This window comes from Eximiradius proteiniborus (genome assembly GCF_058546985.1).
Window position 1 is genome coordinate 1,052,997 of sequence record NZ_CM178592.1, and the last position, 24,546, is coordinate 1,077,542.

Consider the following 24,546-nt stretch of genomic DNA (forward strand, 5'->3'; position numbering starts at 1 on the left):
ATAAATTGGCTGCTCAGGTAAAAATGTTTTATCAAATTATCGTTCTACGCAACAATCGGCAGAGATAATAAATTTCTCAGAGAACTTAGCGAGTTGAATAAAGAGATTTAAGCGGCGGATAGCATCATATTCTTTTTCGTTATCTTTTACAACAGGGTCGAATTTTTTCCCTTCAGCAATAATGATAATTTTGGCGTTGCGTAGTGCTTCATTCATTTTTTCCGGAGTTTCGAATTTTTGAGTTGGGAAGAAAACAAGCCCTTGATTTAGATATTTTTTAAATCTTTCATCTTTTCGTAGTAATGCCATAAGCTCTGTGAAACCGTAATATGCACGAAGTTTAGAAAGATTATCGTTGTCGGAATTGAGATTATCCCCGTTTTTGATAACCACTTTATCTAAAATAATCTGTGAATTATCATTAATTTTACCCTGAATGTAGCTTACTGTTTCGCCAAAATAATTGCAAAGTCCGGCATCACGAATATCACTATAAGCTTCAAGCTTAATTATTAATTTAGTTTGAGGTGATAATTTTGATATTTCTTCGAGTGCAGGGATGAAATGGTCTGTGATTTCAGTTTTCATTCCAAGAAGATTTCTATCAACTGCCTGAGCATATTTACGATATTCGTTCAGACGTGTTTCACGATTAATACCTGTCCAGACACCGTAGCGAGTATTTCGCGGATGAAGCTCAATACAAGTTGCATTTTCAAGAGGATTGCCTCGCTGCATAGTAAGAAGATGGCGCGGAAGGTTAGCAGAAGTGTTTACTTCCCAAAATGCAGTCTGGAAATATGGAACATTTTTGTAATAATCATCAAGAATATCAACAAATCTAACTGAACACTTAGGCTTAGCAAAATATTCCGGCTCAAGAAGAATAACATCGTCTATAACCGTATCTCGTTCAAAATGCAGGTCGATAGGTTTTAGCATTGTCTTTTCAGAACGGGCAAGTGGACCGATAACGATTTTATTATTAGTATCGATTTGAGGAATTGTATCGTATTCAATTAATTTAAGAGTTTTTTTCTGAGTACGACCACCTTCATAAACCAGCCGTTTATTGATAACTTGCTTTGTAATTTCGACAAGAGTAGAACGAGTTTGAGTAATTACTTCAGTTTTAGTAACTGGTTTGACTTCACTTTTTTGAATAACTTGTGGTTCGGCAGGTGCAACATTTCGAGGCGGACACCTTACATAGCGGATATTGGTAACAGTTTCTTTCTTCTGCACCTGATTATCAGTATTATCAGACTGAGGAACAAATTCCTTTTCGACACGAATTGAATCCACAATGGAAATTGGGACTAACTCAGTAACGTAGGTTGTATCGTAAACGAACTTTGGAGTAGGATTAATAATTGTATCGTATTCAATAATCTTCTCTTTTGAAAGAATCTTAGGAACAGTGTAGAAAAGCTCGTTATACTTATAATATTTTAATATAGTTGGTTGAAGTGGGTCGCCGCAATCAATAGTATTATGGTTGGAACCACCCCAAACCTCGTATTTATGTCCATTTATAAGAGTGAAAGAAGCTTCATTTGCATTTTTTTCCTGTGATGTGCCAGTTGTCAAATCAACAAGTTTAATAATTGGAAGCAGAACCTTGTCGGAAGGATTTTGTTTGTTGACAACTTTAACGTTAATTGTTGCAACTGGTGGTGGAGGTGGTGGAGGTTCTTTGCATTCAAGTGAGTAAGTAAACATATAAATGTCAAATTTACCCTTGTTTGCAACAATAGTATCACTATTAGGTTTTAAAGATTTTGGAGTAATATTTCTGTTTGAAGAAATAAACAATTCTTTTTGAGTTTCATTAAAGTATGGGAATGCAACAAGCGGAGAAAATTCATCAGCATTAGTATTGATAAATTGATGATCAAAGTCGAATTGGCTACCTTTTGTTAATTGACGGGCTGTACCAATTGGTCTTATAGTTTTGGATTTGAAATCAATTTCAATATCTGCTTCGTAAATATCATAATCTTTATCTCGATTTGAAGCAAAAAGAAGTTTAGGAGAAATTTTAGAACAAGCTACAAATGGAGTAATTTCATTATATTCATCAGTATTAATCAGGCTGGGCGCGTCGAATTTTTGTGGTGAGGACCAAACTCCATCTATACGGAAAGCGTAGAATAAGTCAGAATTACCTTTTTTGATGATTTGCTTATCAAGAGAAGTAACAACGGAATAAGGATTGTCTCTGTCCGAAGCCCAGATAAGCACTAAATTACAAAGAGAATCCATACCAACCCAAGGATGCGAATCCCAGAAAGCTGAATTAATTGGTTCGGGCAAAGAGCGAAAAACGTAGCGTCCGTGTTCTTGTTGAAAGAAATAAATGTCAGTTCCACCAACATATCCAACGAAAGGAAGTTCCATAATACGGGTGTAATTTGCATCAGGACCGTGAGCAAGAGAGACAAAACCGCTCGTGTTAGTAAGAAAAGAAACGCTTTCAAGTTGTTTTGTAAGATAGTCTATAACTCTTTTGTTTTTTGTTGCAAAATCATCTCCTAACAAATCGCGGAAAAATGACTTAGATGGTTTTATTCTTGTAGTAGAAGGTTCAATATATAGATTAGAACTTTCTTTGCGATATGCACTTAAACAGTTTGTTTCGAGGACACGTTGATATGGTGCGATTTCGTCAAACGTAGAATTGATAGAATCGGATGGACTTGATTGCCGCACTAAATCGAGATTGCCTTTTGGCAAAATATAGTATTTTGGCGAACTACAAGAAAAAGCAATAAAAGCTAAGAATAACCCAATAAATATATTGTTCTTCATAAATTTTCTCTCCTATTTATCCAAAGGATAAAACATAATAGTAACGCGTTTTCTGTTAGGTGGGACATTAGTTTGGCGAATTTCACTAACAAAGAACACAAAGCGTTTTCCATTTTTTGCGATGTAAGTATAAACATTTCCAGGTACGACAGTCAAATCCACAGCTATACGAGAAGCGGCTTGTGAACGGAGGTCGTTAATAATATTTGCAGGTGGTGTAGGAACGTTAGGAGCACCAACTGTTCCAACTATTCTCCCGTTTTGGTCAATTACAACAATATTTGCAGAATTGAAGCGAACAAGAGAAGCACCGGGCTGGTTCTGCCCAAAACGATTAGATGCATTGTAGCTGGCGAAGGACTGAACTATTGTTGGCAAAATACTATTAACATAATTGCAAAAAGCCTGTGCATCTTCATTTAGATAATTTCGGTCTATTTGGTCGATACTTCCAAAAATTCTTAAAGTAGCTGTTTGAGAAGTAGCATTGACATCACGAACAAGAATATCACCGGGGAGTTCGCTATTGATTGGATAATTGTCCACAATACCAGCATAGTAGATTTGATTATCTATTACAAATGGAAGAGAAACAATCGGAATTTGCACTTTATTGACAAAACGATTATCATTAGGGAAGCTACCAGAAGAGTTAGTATTAATTGGGAATTCGTAAGTGCCAATATTATAATCTGGGTCTAAAATAGTTTGTTCCTGACCAGTATTTGGGTCAGTAATGATTGTGAAATTAGAATTAAATTGCTCGATAGTAACAATTCTTGTTTGGCAAATTGTAACAGGATCAGCATTTTCGAGAGGGCAATCGTTACACGCCGCAAGAAGAATACTAAAAATTAAAGCCACAAACAAAATTAATTTATTTTTCATAATAATTCCCTTTATATTGTTATTCCAATTCTGAAAATTAAAGAGTTAATGCGTTTGCGAGTAGGTGAAACAAATGACAAATTGTTAGTTTTGTCTGCATAAGAAATTGAACGAAAGCCCAAGTCAGTAGAAAAGTCGATTTTTCGAGAAATCGGGACTTCAAATCCGATACCGAATCCAATATTCAGAGGTAGAGAAATATCTAAATCGGGTGCTTTGGCATCGACTTTCTTTTTGCAATCATTATTGAAGCTTAGTTGCATTAATTCGACAGAAAATTTATCGACACTAAGACCAAACAACCCATAAACGAAAGGCACAAAGCAAGGTCTTTTTTCATATTCTTCGACAATTTGCCGATTTTTTACTTCAACAAGATAACTTGGATTAATTTTCTGGATAATTATTAATGAATCACCTTCTTCTGGACACTCGCAACTTTTGGGAACAACTATTGTATCGTAGGTGAACATTTCGGGAGTTTCTTTAACTGAAGTATCGGAAATATTAATACTTCTGGTAAATCGGTCTCTTAAAAGTTCATATCTGCCATAGAGATTGATAGAAAATCTACGTGAAAGGGAACTATCGAATTGATTGAATGTGCGAACACCTGTTGAGGCGATAAGCCCTATCCCCCATCTGCGGGAGCTGCCAAATCGGAGGCCGAAAGCAATATCGGCAGTCCAATCATCGCGACCAATTTTCTTTGAAAAGGCATTAAAATCATTGTAGATAGAATAACCTGGCTTAATTTCGAGGAAATATTTCTGAAGTTCTCTATCGGGGCATTCAATACATAGCAGGCAAGGAACTTCAAGATCTAAATCAAAATCAACAGTGAGAGGTTTGCAATTGCAAGGTGTTGAGCAAGTATCTCTATATAGAGTATCAACAGGTACTTCTCTAAGCATTCTTGGCAGAAGAGGGTCGTTGTAATTTTCGAAATAATTAATGTTTCCGTATTGATTTTGAGGAAGTTTTACTTTTTGTCCAATTAAATCAATATCTTCAAGAGGGATTCGTTCTTTGAAGTTTCTTTTTTTGACAGAAGAATCAACAAAAACTACAAAACTTTTATAGACCCAGTTATTCATTGGGCAGGAATCAGGATAGCCAATAACTTCGATTTTTTTAACTTCTCCGCGAAGAGTAGAACCGGAACGGAAATTTTTAGTTTTCGGATGAGCAATGTATTTATAAGCTGAATCCTGTTTAATTCTAACAGCGTCGTCCCAGGAAACCTTAGCAGAGCAAGAGAAAAGCATTAGAAAAGCAATGCTTATAATTGGCATAGTAAGTAAATATTTTTTCATAGGCTTACACTCAAAGATAATCCACAATTAATAGATTTAAGGTTATCACGTTTATCGGCTCTGTAAATAAAATTTGGGGCTGAATAAAGAGCTTGAGCATCAATCATCCAACATTTTTTAAAAAGTTTGAAATTATAGGCAATGCCAAGTCCCAATCCACCACCTAAACCGAGCTTCGAAAGATTATCTGTGCCTGAAATGGAACTCAGATTTATTTGCCCTTCGATGTAAGGAAGGAGCTTGTTATCGAAGCAATCTCGAACAAACGGTGAATACTTTACTACGGGTGAAATAAGTGTTTCTTTTTTGAAATAACTAACCTGGTCTTTCTTTTTAAGATTAAAATGGTCAATTCTCAAACCATACCATAAGCGGCAATAATTTTTGTTCATTACTTCGAGCTTAAAACCTACTGAATTTTTGTTTTTATCTTTAAACTTTTCAGTAGGAATAAGGTAATTAATGCCAGCAGAATAGTATATACTGCTTATGGCATTGATTGGTAGAATAAAGACTACAAAAACTAAGACAGCAAGAAATTTTCTCACAAATCCTCCTATTGTTATCAAAAGAAATACTTGTTTTTATATCTCATTTTTATTTCAGGTATTTACAAATAAACGTCAAGAAAATAGTTCGTGCTTATACCAATATAATACCTTATTTAGAATAAAAGCAAGAAAAAAATGAATTATTAAAAGAAACTAATTATTCAATAATCGAATATTCATAAAAACAGCAGAAATTTACATTTAATATTTTTTCTTTTCATCAAATTATGTTATACTTCGGACCAGATTGAGTCAGGACGCTATCAATAAGTTGAATTCGAAAACTTGGAAGAGTTCCAAAATACTCCTGTGAATATTTATCCAAATAACGGTAGAAGCTATTAGAAACACTTTTCATACGAAGTAGGGTAAGGTGAGGTTTGAATTCTCTGTTTTCTTTTTTTACACCAAAGTCAGAACAGATATCATCAACAATAATAAATTTCTCGAGCAACAAATTAGTTTCCGTTTGGATATCTATATATAAAACACGCGGCATTTTGCGGTTTGGAAGGACTGAGACACCGGAAAAGACTAATTTTTCCTGGTATTCAGTAAGATGCTCGGAAAGAGCAGATTTTAATTCAGGAATCCGATTTATCGGGAAATCACCGATAAATTTTAATGTAAAATGAAGATTATAGTCTTCGACCCACTTCCCTATTGTAACTCTATCAAAATCTTGCTTGAGCTGAATTAACTTATTATTGAAAATTGAATAATCTATGAAAACACCTACAAATAATCTTTTATTCATAACTCTCAAAAATTAGTTGATATATTATTAAAATAACTAAAAATAATAAAATAATACTCTCAAAGTAGAGAATATAAAAAAATATTTTTTTTAAAACTAAGAAAAAACGCGTAAATATCTAAAATCAACAAAATATTGCAAAAAATGTCTACTCTATCCAAAAGTAGAAGAGCAGACATTTTTAAACATATAAATTAAATTAAATTATCAATAAGATAATTTTTCAAATTGTCAGCATTAATTCTAACTTGCTGCATTGAATCGCGTTGGCGAACAGTAACAGTATTATCTTCCAAAGTCTGACCATCAATAGTTATGCAGAATGGGGTACCAATTTCATCCTGACGGCGGTAACGTCGACCAATAGCCCCAGAAGTATCATACTGAACTTTAAAGTATTTCTGTAAATCTCTATAAATAATTTCAGCTTTTTCGGGCATACCATCTTTGTTTACAAGAGGAAGAACGGCGGCTTTAACAGGAGCAAGCACATTAGCAAAACGAAGAACAGTTCGTTTGTCGGTTTTTCCGTTGTCGGCAGGAACCTCTTCCTCGTCGTAAGCATTGCAAAGGAATGCCATAAAAGAACGGGAAACGCCACCAGAAGTTTCTATTACATAAGGAATATAGCGTTCGTTATTCACAGAATCAACATATTCCAATTTTTTACCAGAGAATTCCTGATGGTTGCGAAGGTCGAAATCGGTACGTGAATGAATACCCTCAATTTCACCGAAACCGAACGGGAATTCGAACTCAATATCAACAGCATAGTTGGCGTAGTGAGCAAGTTTTTCGTGAACTTTCCAGCGAAGTTTTTCTTGTTTCATACCCAAGCGATTGTACCAATTCCAGCGTTGTTCTTTCCAGTAATCGAACCATTCTTTTTCGGAACCGGGTTTAACAAAGAATTGCATTTCCATTTGTTCAAATTCGCGGGTGCGGAAAAGGAAATTTTTTGTATTTATTTCATTGCGGAAAGCTTTGCCAATTTGAGCGATACCAAAAGGAACCTTTTGGCGAGCAGTATCTAGAACGTTTTTGAAATTAACGAAAATACCTTGAGCAGTTTCGGGACGTAGATAAACGACAGAGCTATCGTCTTCTATTGGACCAATAAATGTTTTAAACATTAGATTGAAATTGCGGACCGGAGTCCAGTCAGTAGTGCCTGAAACAGGGTCAGGTATCTGATATTTCACAATAATATCATAAAAATCGTTTGGTTCTTTAGCTTGATTGAGAGCATTTTCTATTTCACTTGCAAGCTCAGGTTTATTCTTTTTTCTCATTTTTTCTATAAAATCTTCGATTAAGTTATCAGCGCGATGGCGTGCTTTGCTTGTTTTGTTATCAATCATTGGGTCACTGAACTGTGAGGTGTGGCCGCTTGCATCCCAAGTGCGCGGGTGCATAAGTATAGCAGCGTCGAGACCTTCAATGTTATCACGGAAAGTCATTTCTTTCCACCAGGCATTTTTAATATTAGCGAGAAGTTCAACTCCTAACGGACCGTAGTCCCAGCAACCGTTGAGCCCGCCATAAATTTCGGAAGATTGAAAAACGAAACCGCGTCTTTTCGCAAGAGAAGTAATTGTATCAAGTGAAAACATATTTCGAACCAGATAGTGAAACTTACAAATTTTCAAAAATAATAAAAAGCATAATAAGAAATAAGAAAAAATAAATGTGGATAATTTTATTTGGATAATATTAGTAATTTTAATAATTTTGTATCTCATATGTAATTAAGGAGCGTAAAAGTGAATACTTTAGATTATGTAAATCAAATACTGCTTGAAAAAACAATTGAAGCCCGTAAAAACAAAGACGGTGAAAATTTTGCAGAAATACCTGATTTTAAACCGGGCGATACAGTAAATGTAGCAGTTCGAGTAGTTGAAGGCGAAAAAGAGCGTATTCAAAATTTCAAAGGGATTGTGCTTTCACGTCGTGGTTCTGGTATTAATGAAACTTTTTTAGTAAGAAAGATTTCCAACGGAGTTGGTGTTGAAAGAATTTTCCCATTATATTCGCCGATGATTCAAAGTATAAAAGTTGAGCGCGAAGGACGTGCACGTCGTGCTAAATTATACTATTTAAGAGGAATGAGCGAAAGAAAGATACGCGCTAAGACTTCGAACAATTAATAATGATAAAAAAATTATAAAAACTGTCTTGCAAATTTGCAAGACAGTTTTTTTTTGAAAAAACTTAAAATATTTATTTTGTTAGTTCGTGTTTTTATTAGTATATTTATTTAAGCAGATTCAAACAGATTAGCATCGATTAAAAAATAATTTAATATAGAGAAAAAATTAATTATTTATTAATTTTCTTGTATTTTTTACAATAAATAAGTATTTTACGATATTAAATCTTGCAGTTATGCAATTTTGTTTTCAGCAAAAAAGCAATATATAAAATTAATCGAATATTGTTAATTATAAAGATACATTGGTATGGCTACACTTAAATTAAAAAAAACAGCTCAAACTGCTTTAAAGGACTATATGGGCGTATCAGAAGACGAGACTTTGCTTGTATTGTCTGATGAGCCTATGCGTGAGATAGGAATGGCATTGTTTGAAGCAGGAAAAAATCTTTGTTACGAAGCGTTTTATTTAGAAATGTCCCCGAGAAAGCTAAATGGTGAAGAACCTCCTGACCAAATTGCTGAATTTATGAAAAATGTGGATGTAGTGATTGCACCCACTTCTAAGTCGATTACTCATACAAACGCCCGAAGGGAGGCATCTAAGCAAGGAGTACGAATTGGAACAATGCCCGGAATATCGATAGAATCGATGACAAGGTGTTTGTCTGCCAATCCGGATGAAATAATTGAAATAAATGAAAAACTCTCGACAATTCTTAAAAACACAAAAGAAATTCGTGTTACTACCAAGCTTGGAACAGATATTGTAATACCAATTAAGCAAAGGAAAATAATATCATCAACTGGTGTTTTGAGAAATATCGGCGAAAGCGGTAATATTCCATCTGGTGAAGTATATGTGGCTCCAATAGAAGGAAAAACAAACGGAGTGGTTGTAATAGATGGCTCTATTGCAGGATTTGGGCTTGTTACTTCTCCAGTTACAATTGAAATAAATGATGGTTTTGCTGAAAAGTTCTACGGGAAAACAGACGAGGCTCGTCAGTTAGAAAAAACGCTTCAAGATGTTGGTAAATATGCCCGTGCAGTTGGAGAATTTGGAATAGGCACTAATCCGAAAGCGAAAATTTCGGGAGATATTTTGGAAGATGAGAAAGTCTTAGGCACTGTTCATATTGCATTCGGCAATAATTTATCAATGGGTGGAAAAATCAGCGTCCCAATACACATAGACTGCATAATCAAGAAACCAACAGTCTATGCAGATGATGAAAAAATAATTGCTGCCGGGAAACTCACATTAGATTAATCTTTTTCTATTCTTATAAATTGTGTATGCAGCTTTGAAAGCCTCGATTGTGCTTTGAGGGTCAGCTGCTGATTTTCCTGCGATTTCAAAAGCAGTACCGTGATCAGGAGACGTTCTGATAATTGGCAAGTTAGCTGTAAAATTAACACCATTGCCGTTAGCCAAGAGTTTTAAAGGAATTAGTCCCTGATCGTGATACATTGCTAAAATGCCGTCATATTTCTTATATTCACCGAAACCAAAGAACCCGTCTGCCGAAAAAGGACCGCTAACATTTATTCCACGTTCCTGAAGTTTCCGTAATGCAGGAATTATTATTTCAAGTTCTTCCCGACCGATGTTTCCATTTTCGCCGGCGTGGGGGTTAAGTCCAAGAATTGCAATTTTTGGATTTTCAATACCAAAATCAATATTTAATGAATTGCTAAAAACAGAACCAATATGAATAATTCTATTATAGGAAATCTCAAATGGAAGTTCTTTGATAGGTGTATGAAAAGTAACGAGAGCCACACGAATATTATTGTGAAAGAGTATCATTAGAGGATGTTTTACACCGAGAGCATTTGCTATCATTTCAGTATGTCCCGGGAATTTCCATCCGGCAAGTTTTATAGCTTCTTTAGAAATTGGCATCGTAATGAGAATATCATAATTATTTTTAACAAGTTCGGAAACAGAAAATTCGAGGGAATGTGCAGCTACTAAACCTGAATTTTGTTGTATTTTACCAAAATCAATATCAATATCATCAGTAGCAGAAATAATTTTGTATTTTCTTTCATTTAACACAAGATAATTATCCACAATTTTATAAGGATAATTTATTTTTTTTAGATACTTATCGATTAAATTTACATTGCCAGCAATATCGAGTTGGACATTTAGGAACCAACTGCAATTATGATTAAGATAATCGAGAGCTTTTACCAAACATTCAATACCAATGCCATTTGGGTCGCCGATTGTTGAGATAATTTTTATCATATTGACCTCTTTAAATAGTGAGTTCTATGAACATTCATCACCAAGCCAACAAGAATTAAATTTGAAATGACAAAAGTGCCTCCATAGCTCATAAAAGGAAGAGGAATCCCCATAACTGGCATAACACCGATAGCCATTCCTATATTAATAAAAGAATGATAGAATAAAATAGAAACTGCACCAATGCAAACAACGCTATGAAATTTATCGTGAACAATGGAAGCAATATTTATCATTCTCCAAATCATAGAGAAGAGAAGCAAAATAACAGCCACTCCGCCAATAAATCCGAACTCTTCGGTCGGTACAGAATAAATAAAATCTGTCCATTGCATAGGGATATAACGAAGCTGTGTTTGAGTGCCCTGAAGAAAACCTTTCCCAGTGAGCCCACCACTACCGACTGCCATCACAGATTGGATAACATTATAACCTGCTCCCAAAGGATTAGCCTCTGGCTCGACAAAAGTCTGGATTCGAAGCTTTTGGTGGGGAGAAAGTTTTTCATATACGTTGTCAGAAATGAAATTGATTGAGAAGAAAATCAGAATTAACCCAATAGTAAGAATTAGATTTCTTCGGAAAGTAAATAGAAACAATGATAAGACAGCAGCCAACGAATAGAACCAAATATCCCCTTTGAAAGAAAAAAGAATAAGAAAAGGGATGCTAATTAAAGTATATAGAATAAAAGGACTAAATCCAATCCAGAGCAGAATTCCGTACAGCATTGCAAATATAACTGTGGCAGTGCCGAAATCTGGTTGCTTCATAATCAAAAAGGATGGGACGGCAACGATAAGCAGGACAAAAGCAAAATCTCGCCAAGTATGGATATTCACACCTTTTCTGGAGACAACAGAAGCAATAGCAAGCAACACTCCAATTTTTGCAAATTCAGCTGGTTGCAACGAGAAGCCACCTAAGCGAAGCCAACCTTTTGTCCCATTTATTTCCACACCTACAAAAGCAACGACAATAAGAAGAAGCAAACTTAATATGTAAAACATCCAACTATTAAATTTAATCCAACTGTCAGGCAAATATATGATAATGAACATCAGAACAAAACCAATACCAATAGAGACAATCTGTTTATAGAAAAAACTGCTCATATTGGAATCGTAAGTAGCACTATATAAAGAAATTAAACCGATTAATAGAATAGCAATAGTGTTTAATAACAACATCCAGTCAAATTGAATTTTGCTTCGATTATTAAATAGTATATTTCTATCAAGTTTCATAAGTTACTTAGCGATTGTTACATTAATAACTGTTCCTGGTGAAGCTAATTCATTAGGTTTTGGGAATTGGTCGATAACAGTATTAGGTAGATAAGTTTCGCTAACTTTATATTGCACAGAACCTAAAACAAAACCAGCTTCCTCGATAATCAATTTGACTTCTTCAAAACTATACCCAATCAATGATGGAATTAGTGTTTGATTAATTGGTCCTTTGCTGATAATGATATTTATTTTACTACCAAAAGGTACCATTGTACCTGCAGAAATAGATTGACTGTAAATAGTATCTTTTGGATATAAATCATTAAAGTCATAGATAACATTACCAAGTTCAAGACCGCGCTGCATCAAAGCAAGCCTTGCAGAGCGAAGGCTCGAACCTATTAAATAAGGAACAGCAACTTTTTCTTGACCTTTGCTGATAATTAGAAGAATCGGGCGAGAAGATTTAACAAATAAATTAGGAGATGGCATTTGAGAAATAATTGTGCCCGAAGGAAATTTTTCTGAATAGGTTTCCTTAGTAATTTTCCAACTAAGTCCAAGCTTTTCTAAATCAAACTTGGCTTTTTCTAATTTTTTCCCTATTAGATAAGGTACTTTAACTTTTTCGCCTGAATTGATAACAGCAGGCATAATCAGGTTGTCAAATAACATTAAAAAAAATACACAAACTGCTAAATAGATAGCAAGAATGATGGCATACTTTCTGTATTTGTAGAAATCAATTCTCACTTACAATAATAAACAGAATAAAATAAACAAAAATCGAATAACTAATTTACTAATAAATTGTTAATTTTAAGAGCAAAAAGACAAAATATCATGCATTATTATGTATTTTATTCAATATTAATTTTTTCTTGATATTCAGTTTGTGAAATAGAAAAAATGTTTACAAATGTTAAGAAAATATGAAGAAAATATTAAGAATTTGCGAATTAATGCATTTTTTTTCAGAAAAAAACTAATTTTTTTTTGCTTTATAAAATAATTTTTTCTAAATTAAGGGTGAGAATTAGATTTCAAGTGATTTCAGCACAGTTTAATAATTATTAACATAGGAAGGGGGATTATTCATAATAAATTAACTTACTCATTTCAAAAAGATTTTTAACGTTGTTTCTAGTTTCATTTTTTCTTTACAGTTCATTACTTTTTTTCACAAACAAAGGGTAGTGCCTATGCTAAAATTTGCATGCTTTAAGCTACCACGGAAATCATCAAGTATGATTTTCAGAGGTATCTTTTTGACGGTTTTGATAGGGGTGCTTTCGCTTTCATTGATGAATGAGAGCGCTATAGCCCAATCAAAACGTGCTACGGTTAAGGGTGTTATTTATGATGCTGAAACAAAAGCTCCACTCCCAAGGGCTTCTGTTTCGATACCTGCATTACGTGTTGGCGCTGTTACTGATGCAAAAGGTGCATTTTCATTTGAAGCACCTGCTGGAACACACACTATAGAAGTAAGATTTGTCGGATACGAAGCACATACGACAAAAATAACATTAAAAGAAGGCGAGACAAGAAATTTAGACATTGGATTAAAAACACAAAGTATATTAACAAGCCAAATTGTAGTTGTTGGCTTGACGGGCGAAGTTGATAGAAACACACTTGGCAATACAATTTCATCAGTAAGCGGAAGAGATGTAGCCAATGTTGTTTCACCATCAGCAATAGATGCAATAAGCGGACGGGTGCCGGGCGTATTTGTTACGAGGAACTCAGGAACACCTGGTGCCGGTACTTATATCACGATGAGAGGACGCAAGTCAATTCTTGGTTCATCGGAGCCTCTCTATGTCGTAGATGGTATTGTAATTGATAACAGTTCACTCTATGACGGAAGCGGTACAGTTCAATTTTCTAACCGTGCAGTAGATATTAATCCACAAGATATTGAATCGATAGAAATTCTGAAGGGCGCTTCTGCTGCTGCAATATATGGTTCACAAGCAGCAAATGGTGTAATTTTGATTACAACAAAGCGCGGTAAATTACAATCAATGGATAAACCTGCCCAGATAACTTATACAAGTTCATATACATTCGACAAACAAGCAGGGGAAGTGCCTCTTCAACGAGTATATGGTCAAAGAGTTAAATTCCAAGAAGGAAAACCTGGCAGTAATGACTCATGGGGAGCAAAATTGCCAGACACAGTAAAAACATATAATCATTCAGAAGAGCCATTCCGTAATGCATTTTCATATGAACAATCACTGACAATATCCGGTGGTGTTCCTCAATTTGATTACTTGATCAATGGAACATATGCAAGAAATGAGGGTTATGTTAATGGTTCGTTGTTGGAAAGAACGAGCGTAAGAGCAAATATCGGAGCTCAAATTCTTCCTGGATTCAACATCAAAACTAATAATAATTATATTATTACAAACAATGATCTGCCACAAGACGGTTCAAACACTTCGGGTATCTTGTTAGGTGCATTACGTACGCCACCGGAATTCAACAACAAGATTTATTTATATCCTGATGGCTCGATGCGTAGATTTGGGACTTACGACAATCCGATTTGGACACAAAAATTCAATAAGTTTAATTCAAAAATTAATCGTTTCTTACATTCTACTGACGCAAAATGGCAAGTGTTTGACTGGATGAGTTTGAATGGGCGAGTTGGATACGATAGATACTATTATCAGAACAACTCAAGACTGGCAGTGGGAAGTGCAGCTTCACCAAATCGTGAAGGTTCAATTTCTGACCAAAGAATTGATAACGAAAAAACGAATCTGGACTTTACAGCTAACTTCCAGACATATTGGCTCGATAATCAATTTTTTACAACTTTTGTAACAGGTAGTCAGATCATCTGGGATTACCGCACATCTAACTTTGGTGATGCTACAAGCACAATTCCGTTTTTTGATATGCTCTCTGCAGGTGCTACAAGAGATGCAGGTTCAAGCAGGTATGAGCAAAAAACAGTAGGTATGTTTGCTCAGGTTACGAACACCTGGCAAGAGAAATTATCTCTGACTCTTGCATTGAGACGAGACGGCAGTTCGACATTCGGGGAATCTGATAAGTTCCATTACTATCCAAAGGTTAGCTTCTCTTATGTTTTGAGTAATGAAAGCTTCTGGGAATCATTGAAACCAACATTTTCAAATGTTCGCTTGCGTGCATCCTGGGGTGAGGCTGGTTCGCCATCGCTTCCAGCAGCATATCAGACTAACTTCCTTTATGGTGTAGCCGGATTTTTTGATCCTTGGGGACGCTCAACGACAGCTTCTCGTTCCGGATATATTGGAATAAAACCGGGTGGAGGTACAAGTGCTGACGAATATATAGTTGCAGGAGCAAAAGACATAAAGCCAGAATTGACAATAGAACGCGAATATGGTTTAGACATCACATTGTTTGATAATTTATTTAATATTGAAGTAACTTACTACAAACAAAATGTATTTGATATGATTCTGAATGTCCCTGTTCCAACTTCAACAGGTTACGATCAACAACTTCGCAATGCTGCTGAGATGTGGAACGAAGGATTAGAATTTTCATTAAAAGCAAATCCAATTTCAACATTTGATTTCAATTGGGTAACAACATTCAACTATTCACATAACCGTAACAAAGTTACAAAGATGATCATCAGCCCGGTTCAGAAGCCAACAGATGTAATTACATTAGGTGGTGGATTTGTTGGTATTCAGAACGTAGCAATGGTTGGACATCCTCTTGGAGTATTTTATGGTTATGGATGGTTGCGTGATGTAAATGGCAAAATTGTCTATTCAGGAGAATATATTAAACTAAACAGCGACGGCTCGATAATGCGTGATAAATATGGTCGCGTTACCAAAACAGATGCAAATGACCCGAATGGTTTGCTAATGGAAGACGATTATGGTAATCCATATATTAACACACCAATACAAGACCCAGATCAAAAGATCATTGGTAACTCCAATCCAAAATTCCAGATTAGCTGGAGAAACGACTTTACAATTATGCAGAATCTAACAGTGGGATTCTTATTTGATGCTGCAATTGGATTGGATGTATGGAACGGAACTCGTGGTGCATTGTATAACTTTGGAACTGCTGGGGACACAAAGGATCGTGATGAGCCTTGGATTAATTTCGATGGCAAACCTGTATTGGACGTTACAGATCCAAACAATCCTAAGCAGGTTACCAAAACTCCTTTCTACCGTATGTATAGCAACGGGTTCTATATTAACGAGCCATTCATTGAAGATGGTTCTTACATTAAGTTAAGAGAATTTTCAATTGAATATCGCTGGAATGGCTTGAAAGATTGGAACATACAAACAGTTGCATTTACTTTCTCAGCCCGTAATTTGTTAACAATAACTGATTACAAAGGCTACGACCCAGAAGTAAACACTTTCTCATTAGCAGAAGGTCGTGGGTTTGATTACTTCACTTTGCCACAGGTACGTTCCTATCGTTTTGGTATTTCAATAATGTATTAATCGGGGGATAGAATATGAAAAAATCAAATAAAAAAGTATTTAGCCTCTTGATGATGCTTCCATTGTTTGCTCTGATAGCAATATCGATATCGAGTTGCGATATTGATGATAGCATCAATCAATCACCTAATGCAATTAATGAAAGTAATGTAAAGACTGCAACAGGAATTAAAGGCTTGCTTATCTCAATGCAAGTTGCAGCAGGAGATTTTTATTCAGGTGATCGCTCACGTATTGCTTCGATGTGGTCACGTCAGATGTGCGCTCCTCCTGGATTGGGACGTCCTCAACCTGTGAGCTGGAACTCATATCAAATGCAAACGGACGGTTTTGTCGATGATATGTGGAAACTTGGTTATCGTGGTGTTCGTATAGCAAACGACATCATCAATTATTCACCAGAGGTTACTTTTGGTGCTAATAATCAGGCTTTGCAAAACACATTTATTGGAATTGCTAAAGTATATAAAGCATTGTTCCTTGGTGAACTTGCCGCATTCTACGGTTCAATTCCTGTTGATATTCAGGGATTGCAGGCACCAACATTTGTTTCGCAAGCTCAGGCTTACGACAAAGTTCAACAATTATTAACTGAAGCGATAGCTCATTTTGCTAATACTGCTGCAGTTCCGCAGGATTTGAACTTTGGTGGAGACGGTGCAAAATGGATAAAGGTGGCTCACTCACTCAAAGCTCGTTATTACTTACATGCAATGAATTATCAAAAAGCAGCTGAAGAAGCCGCATTAGGTATTGATGCTCCAAACTTAGTGCTTCTTGGAATATACAATGAAGCTGCTGGTGAATACTCCGTTTGGGGACATTGGGCATTGACCGAAGTAGGTGAACCAATTCGCGCTACACATTCTTTCGTCCGCGCTCTTCAGGCAGAAGCTGGCGACAAACGTTTAAGTGAATACTTCAATCCAAATTCTGATGGTAATTATGTTGGATACGCTTATTTCGATGAACCAGGAATAACTCCTACAGACGATGAAAAAGACATTTCGAAACTTGTTTCTTTGAAAAAATATGGTAAATACGCTGATGATTTCCCATTAATTTCGTATCAAGAAACAGTCTTGATTCTTGCCGAAGCACTTGCTCGCACATCAAGAGAAGGCGAAGCTGTAATTCAACTGAATATTATTAGAAATGCAGCCGGTTTGACAGATTTCTCGGGTGCAGGCGAAGCACTTATTAATGAAATACTGAAACAGAAATACTTACAGTTGTTCTTAGAAGGACAAGCATATACAGATATGCGCCGCACTGGGAAGAAACCAGTTGCAAACCTGCCGATGCGTTTTATTTATCCAATAACTGAAAAGAACGCAAATCCAAATGTTCCGGCTGACAGTGATGGCTTGGTAATGTGGCAGAAGTAGAATAGAATTGTTCAGAAAAATGGCTGTCTCAATTATTTGGGGCAGCCTTTTTTATTTAATAATTAATGAAAAATAATAGTATTTTTTTCAAATAATATATTTAGTATGTTGAATGTTACGTAATTATTCATATCTTATCTTAAATATTGTAATAAATAAAACTTAACAAAATATAAATAAATTGAAACCAATATCAAATAAAAGCGTAAATATTTAATAGTTCTTTTTTTTAACATTAAGGAGAAAAAATGAAAAAATTAAAAACTAATCGAATTTATTACACAATTTTTGTTTTTATGCTTGCGATATTTAGCTTATCGCAGGTATTTGCACAAGCACCAGATATTAAAATAGTAGGCGGCTCACCAGCAAATATCGAAGATTATCCTTACCAAGTAGCACTATTTTCGGTTGATGAAGAAGGCAACGTCAACGAATTTATGTGTGGCGGTTCAATAATTGATAGATATTGGGTAGTAACTGCAGCTCATTGTGTATTGCAGAATTCACACAAAAATCAAAGAATCGTAGCCGCATTTTCCAAATTAAGCGAAATTGATAATGCCGTTGTATATGAAATTTCTGATTATATTATTCACCCTGAATTCAATACGAACACAGTTGAGAATGATATTGCATTACTTAGGTTAGCATATCCGATAGATACAACAAATTCCGGAAGCAAAATAATCAGATTGGTTACTCCTGAAGAAGAACAAACTGGACTAATTTCTCCCGGGACGATGGCAACAATCACCGGATGGGGAACAACACAGTATATGGGCGAACAACCAGATCAACTACAAGTTGGGGTTTTACCTATAATTTCTGTGGAAACTGCAAATCAATGGTTTGCAGAATCTACTCAAGGGATGAATACGGTTCTCGAAAGTATGCTACCAGCAGGCTACGAAGAAGGTGGAGTGAGCGGTTGCCACGGAGATAGCGGTGGACCACTTGCAGTAAAAGACTCTACGAATAATTACGTTTTAGCAGGCATAACTTCGTGGGGAAACATTTGTGGGGCACCAAAACAACCAGCTGTTTATACCCGTGTTCCATATTTTTACAACTGGATAATAGAAAATTCACAAATCAATGCAAACAATGAACCTGCAAACGATAATTATATTGAGTTGAATAGATTAATTATTAAAGAAAAAGTTTATTCATGTGGAGATGTTCCGCAAATCGGAGAATATTTAGTTGTAAATACCGGGAAAGCACCACTTGAAAAATTCGACGTTACAATAAAAATTGGGATTGACCCCAATAATTTGTTAAACTCAACAACTCGGACAATAGAAATTAATAATCCGTTACCAACAGGCGGAAGTAAAAGATTTCCAATTGAAATGAGCGGAGCGTTCGAAAATTATGGGATGTATTGGGTAGAAGTTACAATTTCCAAGCCAAACGGTAATAATATTGAACTCGAAAAATATACGGATAACAAGTATTTCGAGTTAGCAAAACCAAACACGCTTAATTTATCACTTGATTTAGGTAATATTATGACGGTTGGTTGGGCAATTCTCGATGCAGAAACTATGGAACAAATCGAGACAAAAGAATATAATTTTGCTTCTTCGGGCAAGAAAATAGAGGAACAGATTTGTCTCGGAGACGGAAATTATATGTTCTATATAGGTGGAATGGGAACTTATGATTTCAATCTTGCAATTGATGCAGATGGCAAAAAATATGATTTGCTATGGAACGAGGAACAATCTTTCTTCCATATGACATCATTTTCAATTCCTTTTGAACCTGTTTATGATGTTTCTGTATTGAAGAACGATATGACTGACTATGTAGTAGTTTGTGATTTATCTGATGTAAGCGAAAACCTAAACTTAACTTTGAATAATTCCGGGACATTACCAATAAAGAATTTAAAATATAAGATAACTTATGAAAACAGTCAATATTCGGAAGTTGATACATTACCTAACACTATATTTGCAGGAATGGCATACCCAGTCGAACTCAACCTTGAAAAATTATCTGTTGGGAACAACAAAATAAAAATCGAGATAATTTCATATGATAACTATGATGAAGAAACAAATTTAGATGACAACACATTAAATGCTGAATTTCAGGTCGAATTACTTCCAAAATTTGCAACTATGAATATACAAACAGATGAAAACTTCTGGTTATATAGTTGGGAAATTATAGACGAGGAAGGCAACATTGTTATGAGTAGAAATGTAGAAAGTCCGTACTCGAATGAATATGATTTATGTTTGCCAGAAGGATGTTATTATTTTGTGCCAATAAATAATTCGGAAGGAGGAATAAACATAGATACTGCAGTAACAATAAGAAATATTGCCGGAGAGATAATATTAGCAGTAACTGGCGAAGAATTTATTAATGAAAACCAATTCAAATTCTGTAATGATTTTTCATCAGTTAAAGATGAAATTTTAGTCGATAACCTATCGTTGTATCCTAACCCAGCAGCAAATTCAATAAATCTGTCGTTTGCGGCAAATAATATTTCAAAAGCAGAGATTTCAATTACCAACACTTTAGGTAATGTTCTATACTCTAATCAAATTCAAGCAGTTGTTGGACAGAACAATAAAACAATAGATATAAGCAGGTTACCTGTCGGAGTATATTCCGTAAATATTAAGATTAATAACAGTGTAGTTTCAAAGCAATTTGTAGTCATCAGATAATGTGATATAAGTAATGTGAAAAAGTGCTCTTCGATTTTCGAAGAGCATTTTTTTATGCAAATTTTCATTTTTAAAATATCAATATTGTTCATATATTAACGAAGATTTTTTTCACAAAAAAAGGTAGTATATGAAACAATTTTACGGAGTTAATTAATGGAAGCACAAAGAGGACAATGGGGTTCAAAAATTGGATTTATTTTGGCTGGAGCAGGAGCTGCGATAGGATTAGGAAATATCTGGCGTTTTTCATATGTAGCCGGTGAAAATGGTGGCGCAGCATTTGTTCTGACTTATCTGATTTTTGTAATTTTCTTTGGTATTCCTTTGATGATTGCAGAAATTGCAATAGGTCGAAAAACACAAAAAAATCCAGTTGGAGCATTTACAAGCATCAGTAATTCTAAATTTTGGAAATTTGTAGGATATTTCGCGGTTCTTACAAATATTGGGATTTTAGCATTTTATTCAGTAATAGCAGGATGGACATTCGGCTATATATTCAAGATGTTGAGTGGAGATGCTTTTGGCTACCAGACTTTTGTATCAAATCCAATTTTTGAAATAGGGTTATTCGCTATATTTTTAATTTTCACTGCTGGGATAGTTTACGGAGGAGTGGAAAAAGGAATAGAGAAGTGGTCAAAAATATTAATGCCATTACTGTTTCTGATAATGATAATTCTGATTATATATGCTAATTTTTTAGAAGGCTCATCGAAAGGTTTGGAATTTTATTTAAAGCCAGATTTCTCGAAAATCACACCTAAAGTAATTCTTTCGGCAATAGGACAAGCTATGTTCTCGCTCAGTCTTGGGATGGGACTAATGGTTACTTACGGCAGCTATTTATCTAAAAAAGAGAATATTTTCGTAAGCGGAACAACCATAGCTCTTTTGGATACAGCAGTAGCAATAATGGCTGGATTTGTTATTTTCCCTGCTTTATTTGCAATGGGTGGCAATCCACAGGCTGGACCGGCACTTGTTTTCGAAGTATTGCCTAAATTATTTATGGGGATGCCCGGTGGACAGATAGTGGGTGCATTTTTCTTTGTTCTGCTCTCTATTGCAGCACTTACCTCGACAATTTCAATGTTAGAGGTTCCTGTATCATTTTTCGTTGATGAAAAGAAAATTAACAGAAAGAAAATTGTGATTTATGCTACAATTTTCACATTTATAATGGGTCTTCCTTCTGCTCTCTCGCAAGGAACAGTTGATGTTTTTACTAATTTTGGATTGTTGCCAAAATCAATTTGTTCGCCAGGTTTTCTTTCGCATATGAATTTTATTTTTGGTGATTTTGCGGTCGTCTTAGGAGCACTGTTTGCTTCTGTATTTGTTGGATGGGTGTGGGGAATAAAACCTGCAACTGAAGAGATTTCGGAAGGCTCGAATAATTTCAAAAAAATTGCTTTCTTATGGGGTTTCTTTATCAAATTTATTATTCCAATTGTTATTTCATTAATTTTACTTAGTTTATTTGGTATTATATAAATAAATTCCAGAAATCAGGAAAAGATTTATTTACAGAAGCGGGATTGTCCAAAACAATTCCGCTTTTTGAATTAAGAGCAGCAACAGCAAGTGCCATAGCAATTCGGTGGTCGTTTCGAGAAGAAACCTCTCCCCCACTTAGTTGCGAATTCCCTTGAATAATAAAGGTATCATCAGAAATTGAAATATTAGCACCAATTTTGGTAAATTCTTCCAGCAGAGCCAAAGCTCTATTGCTTTCTTTATTCAGAAGGCGATGGACACCTTTAATTACAGACTTACCTGTTGAATTTACTGCAAGAACGACAAGTGGAGGAATTAAGTCGGGATAATCAGTTGCATCGAATTCAAATTGAGGAATAATGGATTTTTCGCAAGTGATTTTATAAGGGTGATTAACGATAGAACAGTTGAGCCCGAGTTGATGAATAAAATCAAGAAAAACTTTATCGGGTTGAGACGATGACTGTTCTAAATTCAAAATTTCGACTTTCCCAGAAATAAATCCGGCAACCATTAAGAATGCAGCGGCACTCCAATCCCCCGTAATTGTAATTTTATCAGAAGTAACGATTGAATTATTTGCAAGATAATATTCATTTTCACAATAATCATAATTTACCCCAATTTTTTCGAGCATATTCAGGGTGAGAGCGATATAGCCTTTGCTAACTATATTTGAACAACGAATAACAAAATTATTCTCAGCAAAGGCATTTCCAATTAGCAAACCAGAGAGCAATTGAGACGACTGAGAAGCATCAAGTTCGATTGTATTGTGTATATTACTTTTGAATATAGTAAATGGAAGAAAAGGTGAATTACCTTCAAAAATAATATTATTACGCAAAAGAAAATCAAAAACATCAATAAGATTACGAGAGATAAGAGACCCAGAAGCACAAATTTTGGCATTCCACCCCATTATTGCAGATATGGCAGTAAGACTTCGAGCCAGGAAAGCTGATTCGCCACAATGAAAGCTAAAATCATTAGTTTGATTTATTTTTTCGACAAATATCTGAGTATCCTTAAACAAACAATTAGCATAGTTTTGTAATATATTAATTGCGGCAGTGGCATCTTCGGAATTCGGGATATTTTCAATAGTAAATTTCTTACTCAGTAAAGCGATTAAACAAGCTCTTAGAAACTCGCTTTTGGAAAATGGGACAGAAATTTGGCAATTGATGGTTTTAGGATTAATCAGCATTTAAGTAATTTTTTAATTCATTTTTAAGAACATTGAAAGCAATGTCGAATTTGGAGAAAGAGTAGATTAAATCGGAACATTTGAAATAATTATCAAGTCTTTGGTTAAAAATATTTAGGAAATCATCATAATTAGCGTGTTTCAATATTGGACGATTTTCAGTATTAATATCATTCCAAATATGTTCAGGTTTTCGAGCGAGAAACACAACAAAGGAATTGGAATTAAGAGTTTCAATATTTTCTGAGAAAATACACGAGCCACCACCGGTATCGATAATTGTATTTTTGAGGGACCTGATTTGTTTGACTGCATCTGATTCTATCTTTCGGAATTTGTCTTCACCATCTTCTTCAAATATTTTTGGGATAGACTTACCGGCAAGTTTTTCGATAAAATCATCAACTGAAAAATAATCCATATTAAGTTCATTAGCCAGAGCACGGGCAAATTCAGTTTTTCCAACGCTTGTCATACCAATTAAAGAAATATTGTCTTTTTTAATTTTCTTTTGTCTCAAAAGGTCAGAGATTTCTTCATCCTCGAAAAGAACATTTTTCGAATTGAAAATATCATCTGCGAAATGATTAAAAGCATAAAATGCTTGATTTTTTAGAATTTCGAAGCCATCAATCAAATATTGGCAGTTAGGAATAATCTTGCAAAGTTGGTTTTTCATATAATTAAAATCGAACAATATCTTAGCACTTGTCAATTCTGAGTAATGTTCGAAAAAAGATAAATCAGAAGCAGTATTAATTATCAGGTCGTAACTATTTTTAACAGAATCTTCGTTGATTATTTGCACATTATCGTAAAAACTACAAATAATATTGACGTTTTCTTTTGTTCTATTGACAATATCGATTTTTTTATTTAGTTTACTTAAGATGTCCACAACCGTTATAGCAGTGCTACCTGCACCAATGACCAGAATATCAGAAAGCGAATCGATATTGATTTTGTGAAGTGCATCGTAAGTGGCTTTATAATCAGTATTATAGCCAAAAATTCGCTCTTTGAAAATAAGAGTATTGCAAGTTTCGGTAATTTTTGAAATTTCGTCCGGGTAATCAACCCAACCATAGACTAATTGTTTGTAAGGCATAGTTACATTAACAGCATCGAGCTTAAGCAAATGAAAGGTTTCCAAACCATTTTTAATATCAGTAACAAGCAATCTAGAATAATAGGCATCTAAATTATTGATTTTGAACAAGTGATTATAAATGATTGGGCTAGCACTATTGATAATCGGATTTCCAATAACAGCAAATTTTCTCATA

17 protein-coding genes are annotated in these 24,546 nt (G+C 34.8%); 6 read left to right on the top strand and 11 right to left on the bottom strand.

Going from position 1 to position 24,546, the window contains the following annotated elements; genetic code table 11:
• Positions 1-36 precede the first annotated feature (36 nt).
• From ACY2LT_RS04445 to ACY2LT_RS04470, 6 genes are all read right to left on the bottom strand, one after another.
• Complete coding sequence (locus ACY2LT_RS04445) at positions 37-2,811, bottom strand: hypothetical protein (RefSeq protein WP_491816639.1); 2,775 nt, start codon at positions 2,809-2,811, stop codon at positions 37-39.
• Positions 2,812-2,823: 12 nt separating this feature from the next.
• Positions 2,824-3,699, bottom strand: a complete 876-nt coding sequence (locus ACY2LT_RS04450; protein WP_491816640.1) for a hypothetical protein — start codon at positions 3,697-3,699, stop codon at positions 2,824-2,826.
• Between the two features lie 11 nt (positions 3,700-3,710).
• The gene (locus ACY2LT_RS04455; RefSeq protein WP_491816641.1) at positions 3,711-5,015 is read right to left on the bottom strand and encodes a hypothetical protein; all 1,305 of its coding nucleotides are present in this window, start codon (positions 5,013-5,015) and stop codon (positions 3,711-3,713) included.
• Positions 5,012-5,563 carry a hypothetical protein gene (locus ACY2LT_RS04460; RefSeq protein WP_491816642.1) on the bottom strand — a complete coding sequence of 184 codons (552 nt, stop codon included), beginning with the start codon at positions 5,561-5,563 and terminating at the stop codon, positions 5,012-5,014. The genes ACY2LT_RS04455 and ACY2LT_RS04460 overlap by 4 nt, the downstream gene beginning before the upstream one ends.
• Positions 5,564-5,786: 223 nt before the next feature.
• A complete protein-coding gene (thpR, locus tag ACY2LT_RS04465; RefSeq protein WP_491816643.1) occupies positions 5,787-6,323 on the bottom strand; it encodes an RNA 2',3'-cyclic phosphodiesterase in 537 nt (178 codons plus the stop codon).
• A gap of 194 nt (positions 6,324-6,517) precedes the next feature.
• Positions 6,518-7,936, bottom strand: coding sequence for a glycine--tRNA ligase (locus ACY2LT_RS04470; protein ID WP_491816644.1), 1,419 nt, complete (start codon positions 7,934-7,936; stop codon positions 6,518-6,520).
• 195 nt (positions 7,937-8,131) lie between these two features.
• Here ACY2LT_RS04470 and rplS point away from each other — a divergent pair, with 195 nt between their 5' ends.
• Positions 8,132-8,473 (top strand): 50S ribosomal protein L19, encoded by a 342-nt coding sequence (rplS, locus tag ACY2LT_RS04475; RefSeq protein WP_491816780.1) that lies wholly within the window; start codon positions 8,132-8,134, stop codon positions 8,471-8,473.
• A gap of 312 nt (positions 8,474-8,785) precedes the next feature.
• On the top strand, positions 8,786-9,751 hold the full coding sequence (locus ACY2LT_RS04480; RefSeq protein ID WP_491816645.1) for an aminopeptidase: 966 nt from the start codon (positions 8,786-8,788) through the stop codon (positions 9,749-9,751).
• On the opposite strand, the gene pdxA is transcribed toward ACY2LT_RS04480, so the two are convergent.
• From pdxA to ACY2LT_RS04495, 3 genes are read right to left on the bottom strand one after another with little or no spacing between them, the layout of a single operon-like run.
• Complete coding sequence (gene pdxA, locus ACY2LT_RS04485) at positions 9,743-10,738, bottom strand: 4-hydroxythreonine-4-phosphate dehydrogenase PdxA (protein ID WP_491816646.1); 996 nt, start codon at positions 10,736-10,738, stop codon at positions 9,743-9,745. The two genes, ACY2LT_RS04480 and pdxA, sit on opposite strands and share 9 nt — an antisense overlap.
• Positions 10,735-11,985 (bottom strand): rod shape-determining protein RodA, encoded by a 1,251-nt coding sequence (gene rodA, locus ACY2LT_RS04490; protein ID WP_491816647.1) that lies wholly within the window; start codon positions 11,983-11,985, stop codon positions 10,735-10,737. The genes pdxA and rodA overlap by 4 nt, the downstream gene beginning before the upstream one ends.
• A gap of 3 nt (positions 11,986-11,988) precedes the next feature.
• Positions 11,989-12,645: a PASTA domain-containing protein gene (locus ACY2LT_RS04495; protein ID WP_491816648.1), complete on the bottom strand. Its 657-nt coding sequence runs from the start codon at positions 12,643-12,645 to the stop codon at positions 11,989-11,991.
• Between the two features lie 527 nt (positions 12,646-13,172).
• Between ACY2LT_RS04495 and ACY2LT_RS04500 the strand changes: the two genes are divergently transcribed.
• The 4 genes from ACY2LT_RS04500 (at position 13,173) to ACY2LT_RS04515 (ending at position 22,047) form a co-directional block, all read left to right on the top strand.
• Positions 13,173-16,466 (top strand): SusC/RagA family TonB-linked outer membrane protein, encoded by a 3,294-nt coding sequence (locus tag ACY2LT_RS04500; RefSeq protein ID WP_491816649.1) that lies wholly within the window; start codon positions 13,173-13,175, stop codon positions 16,464-16,466.
• 14 nt (positions 16,467-16,480) lie between these two features.
• Entirely contained in the window at positions 16,481-17,854 is a 1,374-nt protein-coding gene (locus tag ACY2LT_RS04505; RefSeq protein ID WP_491816650.1) for a RagB/SusD family nutrient uptake outer membrane protein, read from the top strand.
• Positions 17,855-18,102: 248 nt separating this feature from the next.
• Entirely contained in the window at positions 18,103-20,547 is a 2,445-nt protein-coding gene (locus tag ACY2LT_RS04510) for a trypsin-like serine protease (RefSeq protein WP_491816651.1), read from the top strand.
• 156 nt (positions 20,548-20,703) lie between these two features.
• Positions 20,704-22,047: a sodium-dependent transporter gene (locus ACY2LT_RS04515; RefSeq protein ID WP_491816652.1), complete on the top strand. Its 1,344-nt coding sequence runs from the start codon at positions 20,704-20,706 to the stop codon at positions 22,045-22,047.
• Here ACY2LT_RS04515 and ACY2LT_RS04520 read toward each other — a convergent pair.
• On the bottom strand, positions 22,040-23,260 hold the full coding sequence (locus tag ACY2LT_RS04520) for a 3-phosphoshikimate 1-carboxyvinyltransferase (RefSeq protein WP_491816653.1): 1,221 nt from the start codon (positions 23,258-23,260) through the stop codon (positions 22,040-22,042). The two genes, ACY2LT_RS04515 and ACY2LT_RS04520, sit on opposite strands and share 8 nt — an antisense overlap.
• Complete coding sequence (locus ACY2LT_RS04525) at positions 23,250-24,545, bottom strand: shikimate kinase (protein ID WP_491816654.1); 1,296 nt, start codon at positions 24,543-24,545, stop codon at positions 23,250-23,252. The genes ACY2LT_RS04520 and ACY2LT_RS04525 overlap by 11 nt, the downstream gene beginning before the upstream one ends.
• Between the last annotated feature and the right edge of the window lies 1 nt (position 24,546).

Bases quoted from the DNA above. Each gene is read 5' to 3' on its own strand.
- ACY2LT_RS04520 (WP_491816653.1), bottom strand. From the start codon at position 23,260: ATGCTGATTAATCCTAAAACCATCAATTGCCAAATTTCTGTCCCATTT.
- pdxA (WP_491816646.1), bottom strand. From the start codon at position 10,738: ATGATAAAAATTATCTCAACAATCGGCGACCCAAATGGCATTGGTATT.
- ACY2LT_RS04470 (WP_491816644.1), bottom strand. From the start codon at position 7,936: ATGTTTTCACTTGATACAATTACTTCTCTTGCGAAAAGACGCGGTTTC.
- ACY2LT_RS04450 (WP_491816640.1), bottom strand. From the start codon at position 3,699: ATGAAAAATAAATTAATTTTGTTTGTGGCTTTAATTTTTAGTATTCTT.
- ACY2LT_RS04495 (WP_491816648.1), bottom strand. From the start codon at position 12,645: ATGTTATTTGACAACCTGATTATGCCTGCTGTTATCAATTCAGGCGAA.
- ACY2LT_RS04510 (WP_491816651.1), top strand. From the start codon at position 18,103: ATGAAAAAATTAAAAACTAATCGAATTTATTACACAATTTTTGTTTTT.
- ACY2LT_RS04455 (WP_491816641.1), bottom strand. From the start codon at position 5,015: ATGAAAAAATATTTACTTACTATGCCAATTATAAGCATTGCTTTTCTA.
- ACY2LT_RS04480 (WP_491816645.1), top strand. From the start codon at position 8,786: ATGGCTACACTTAAATTAAAAAAAACAGCTCAAACTGCTTTAAAGGAC.
- ACY2LT_RS04445 (WP_491816639.1), bottom strand. From the start codon at position 2,811: ATGAAGAACAATATATTTATTGGGTTATTCTTAGCTTTTATTGCTTTT.
- ACY2LT_RS04500 (WP_491816649.1), top strand. From the start codon at position 13,173: ATGCTAAAATTTGCATGCTTTAAGCTACCACGGAAATCATCAAGTATG.
- ACY2LT_RS04515 (WP_491816652.1), top strand. From the start codon at position 20,704: ATGGAAGCACAAAGAGGACAATGGGGTTCAAAAATTGGATTTATTTTG.
- ACY2LT_RS04505 (WP_491816650.1), top strand. From the start codon at position 16,481: ATGAAAAAATCAAATAAAAAAGTATTTAGCCTCTTGATGATGCTTCCA.
- thpR (WP_491816643.1), bottom strand. From the start codon at position 6,323: ATGAATAAAAGATTATTTGTAGGTGTTTTCATAGATTATTCAATTTTC.
- rodA (WP_491816647.1), bottom strand. From the start codon at position 11,985: ATGAAACTTGATAGAAATATACTATTTAATAATCGAAGCAAAATTCAA.
- ACY2LT_RS04525 (WP_491816654.1), bottom strand. From the start codon at position 24,545: ATGAGAAAATTTGCTGTTATTGGAAATCCGATTATCAATAGTGCTAGC.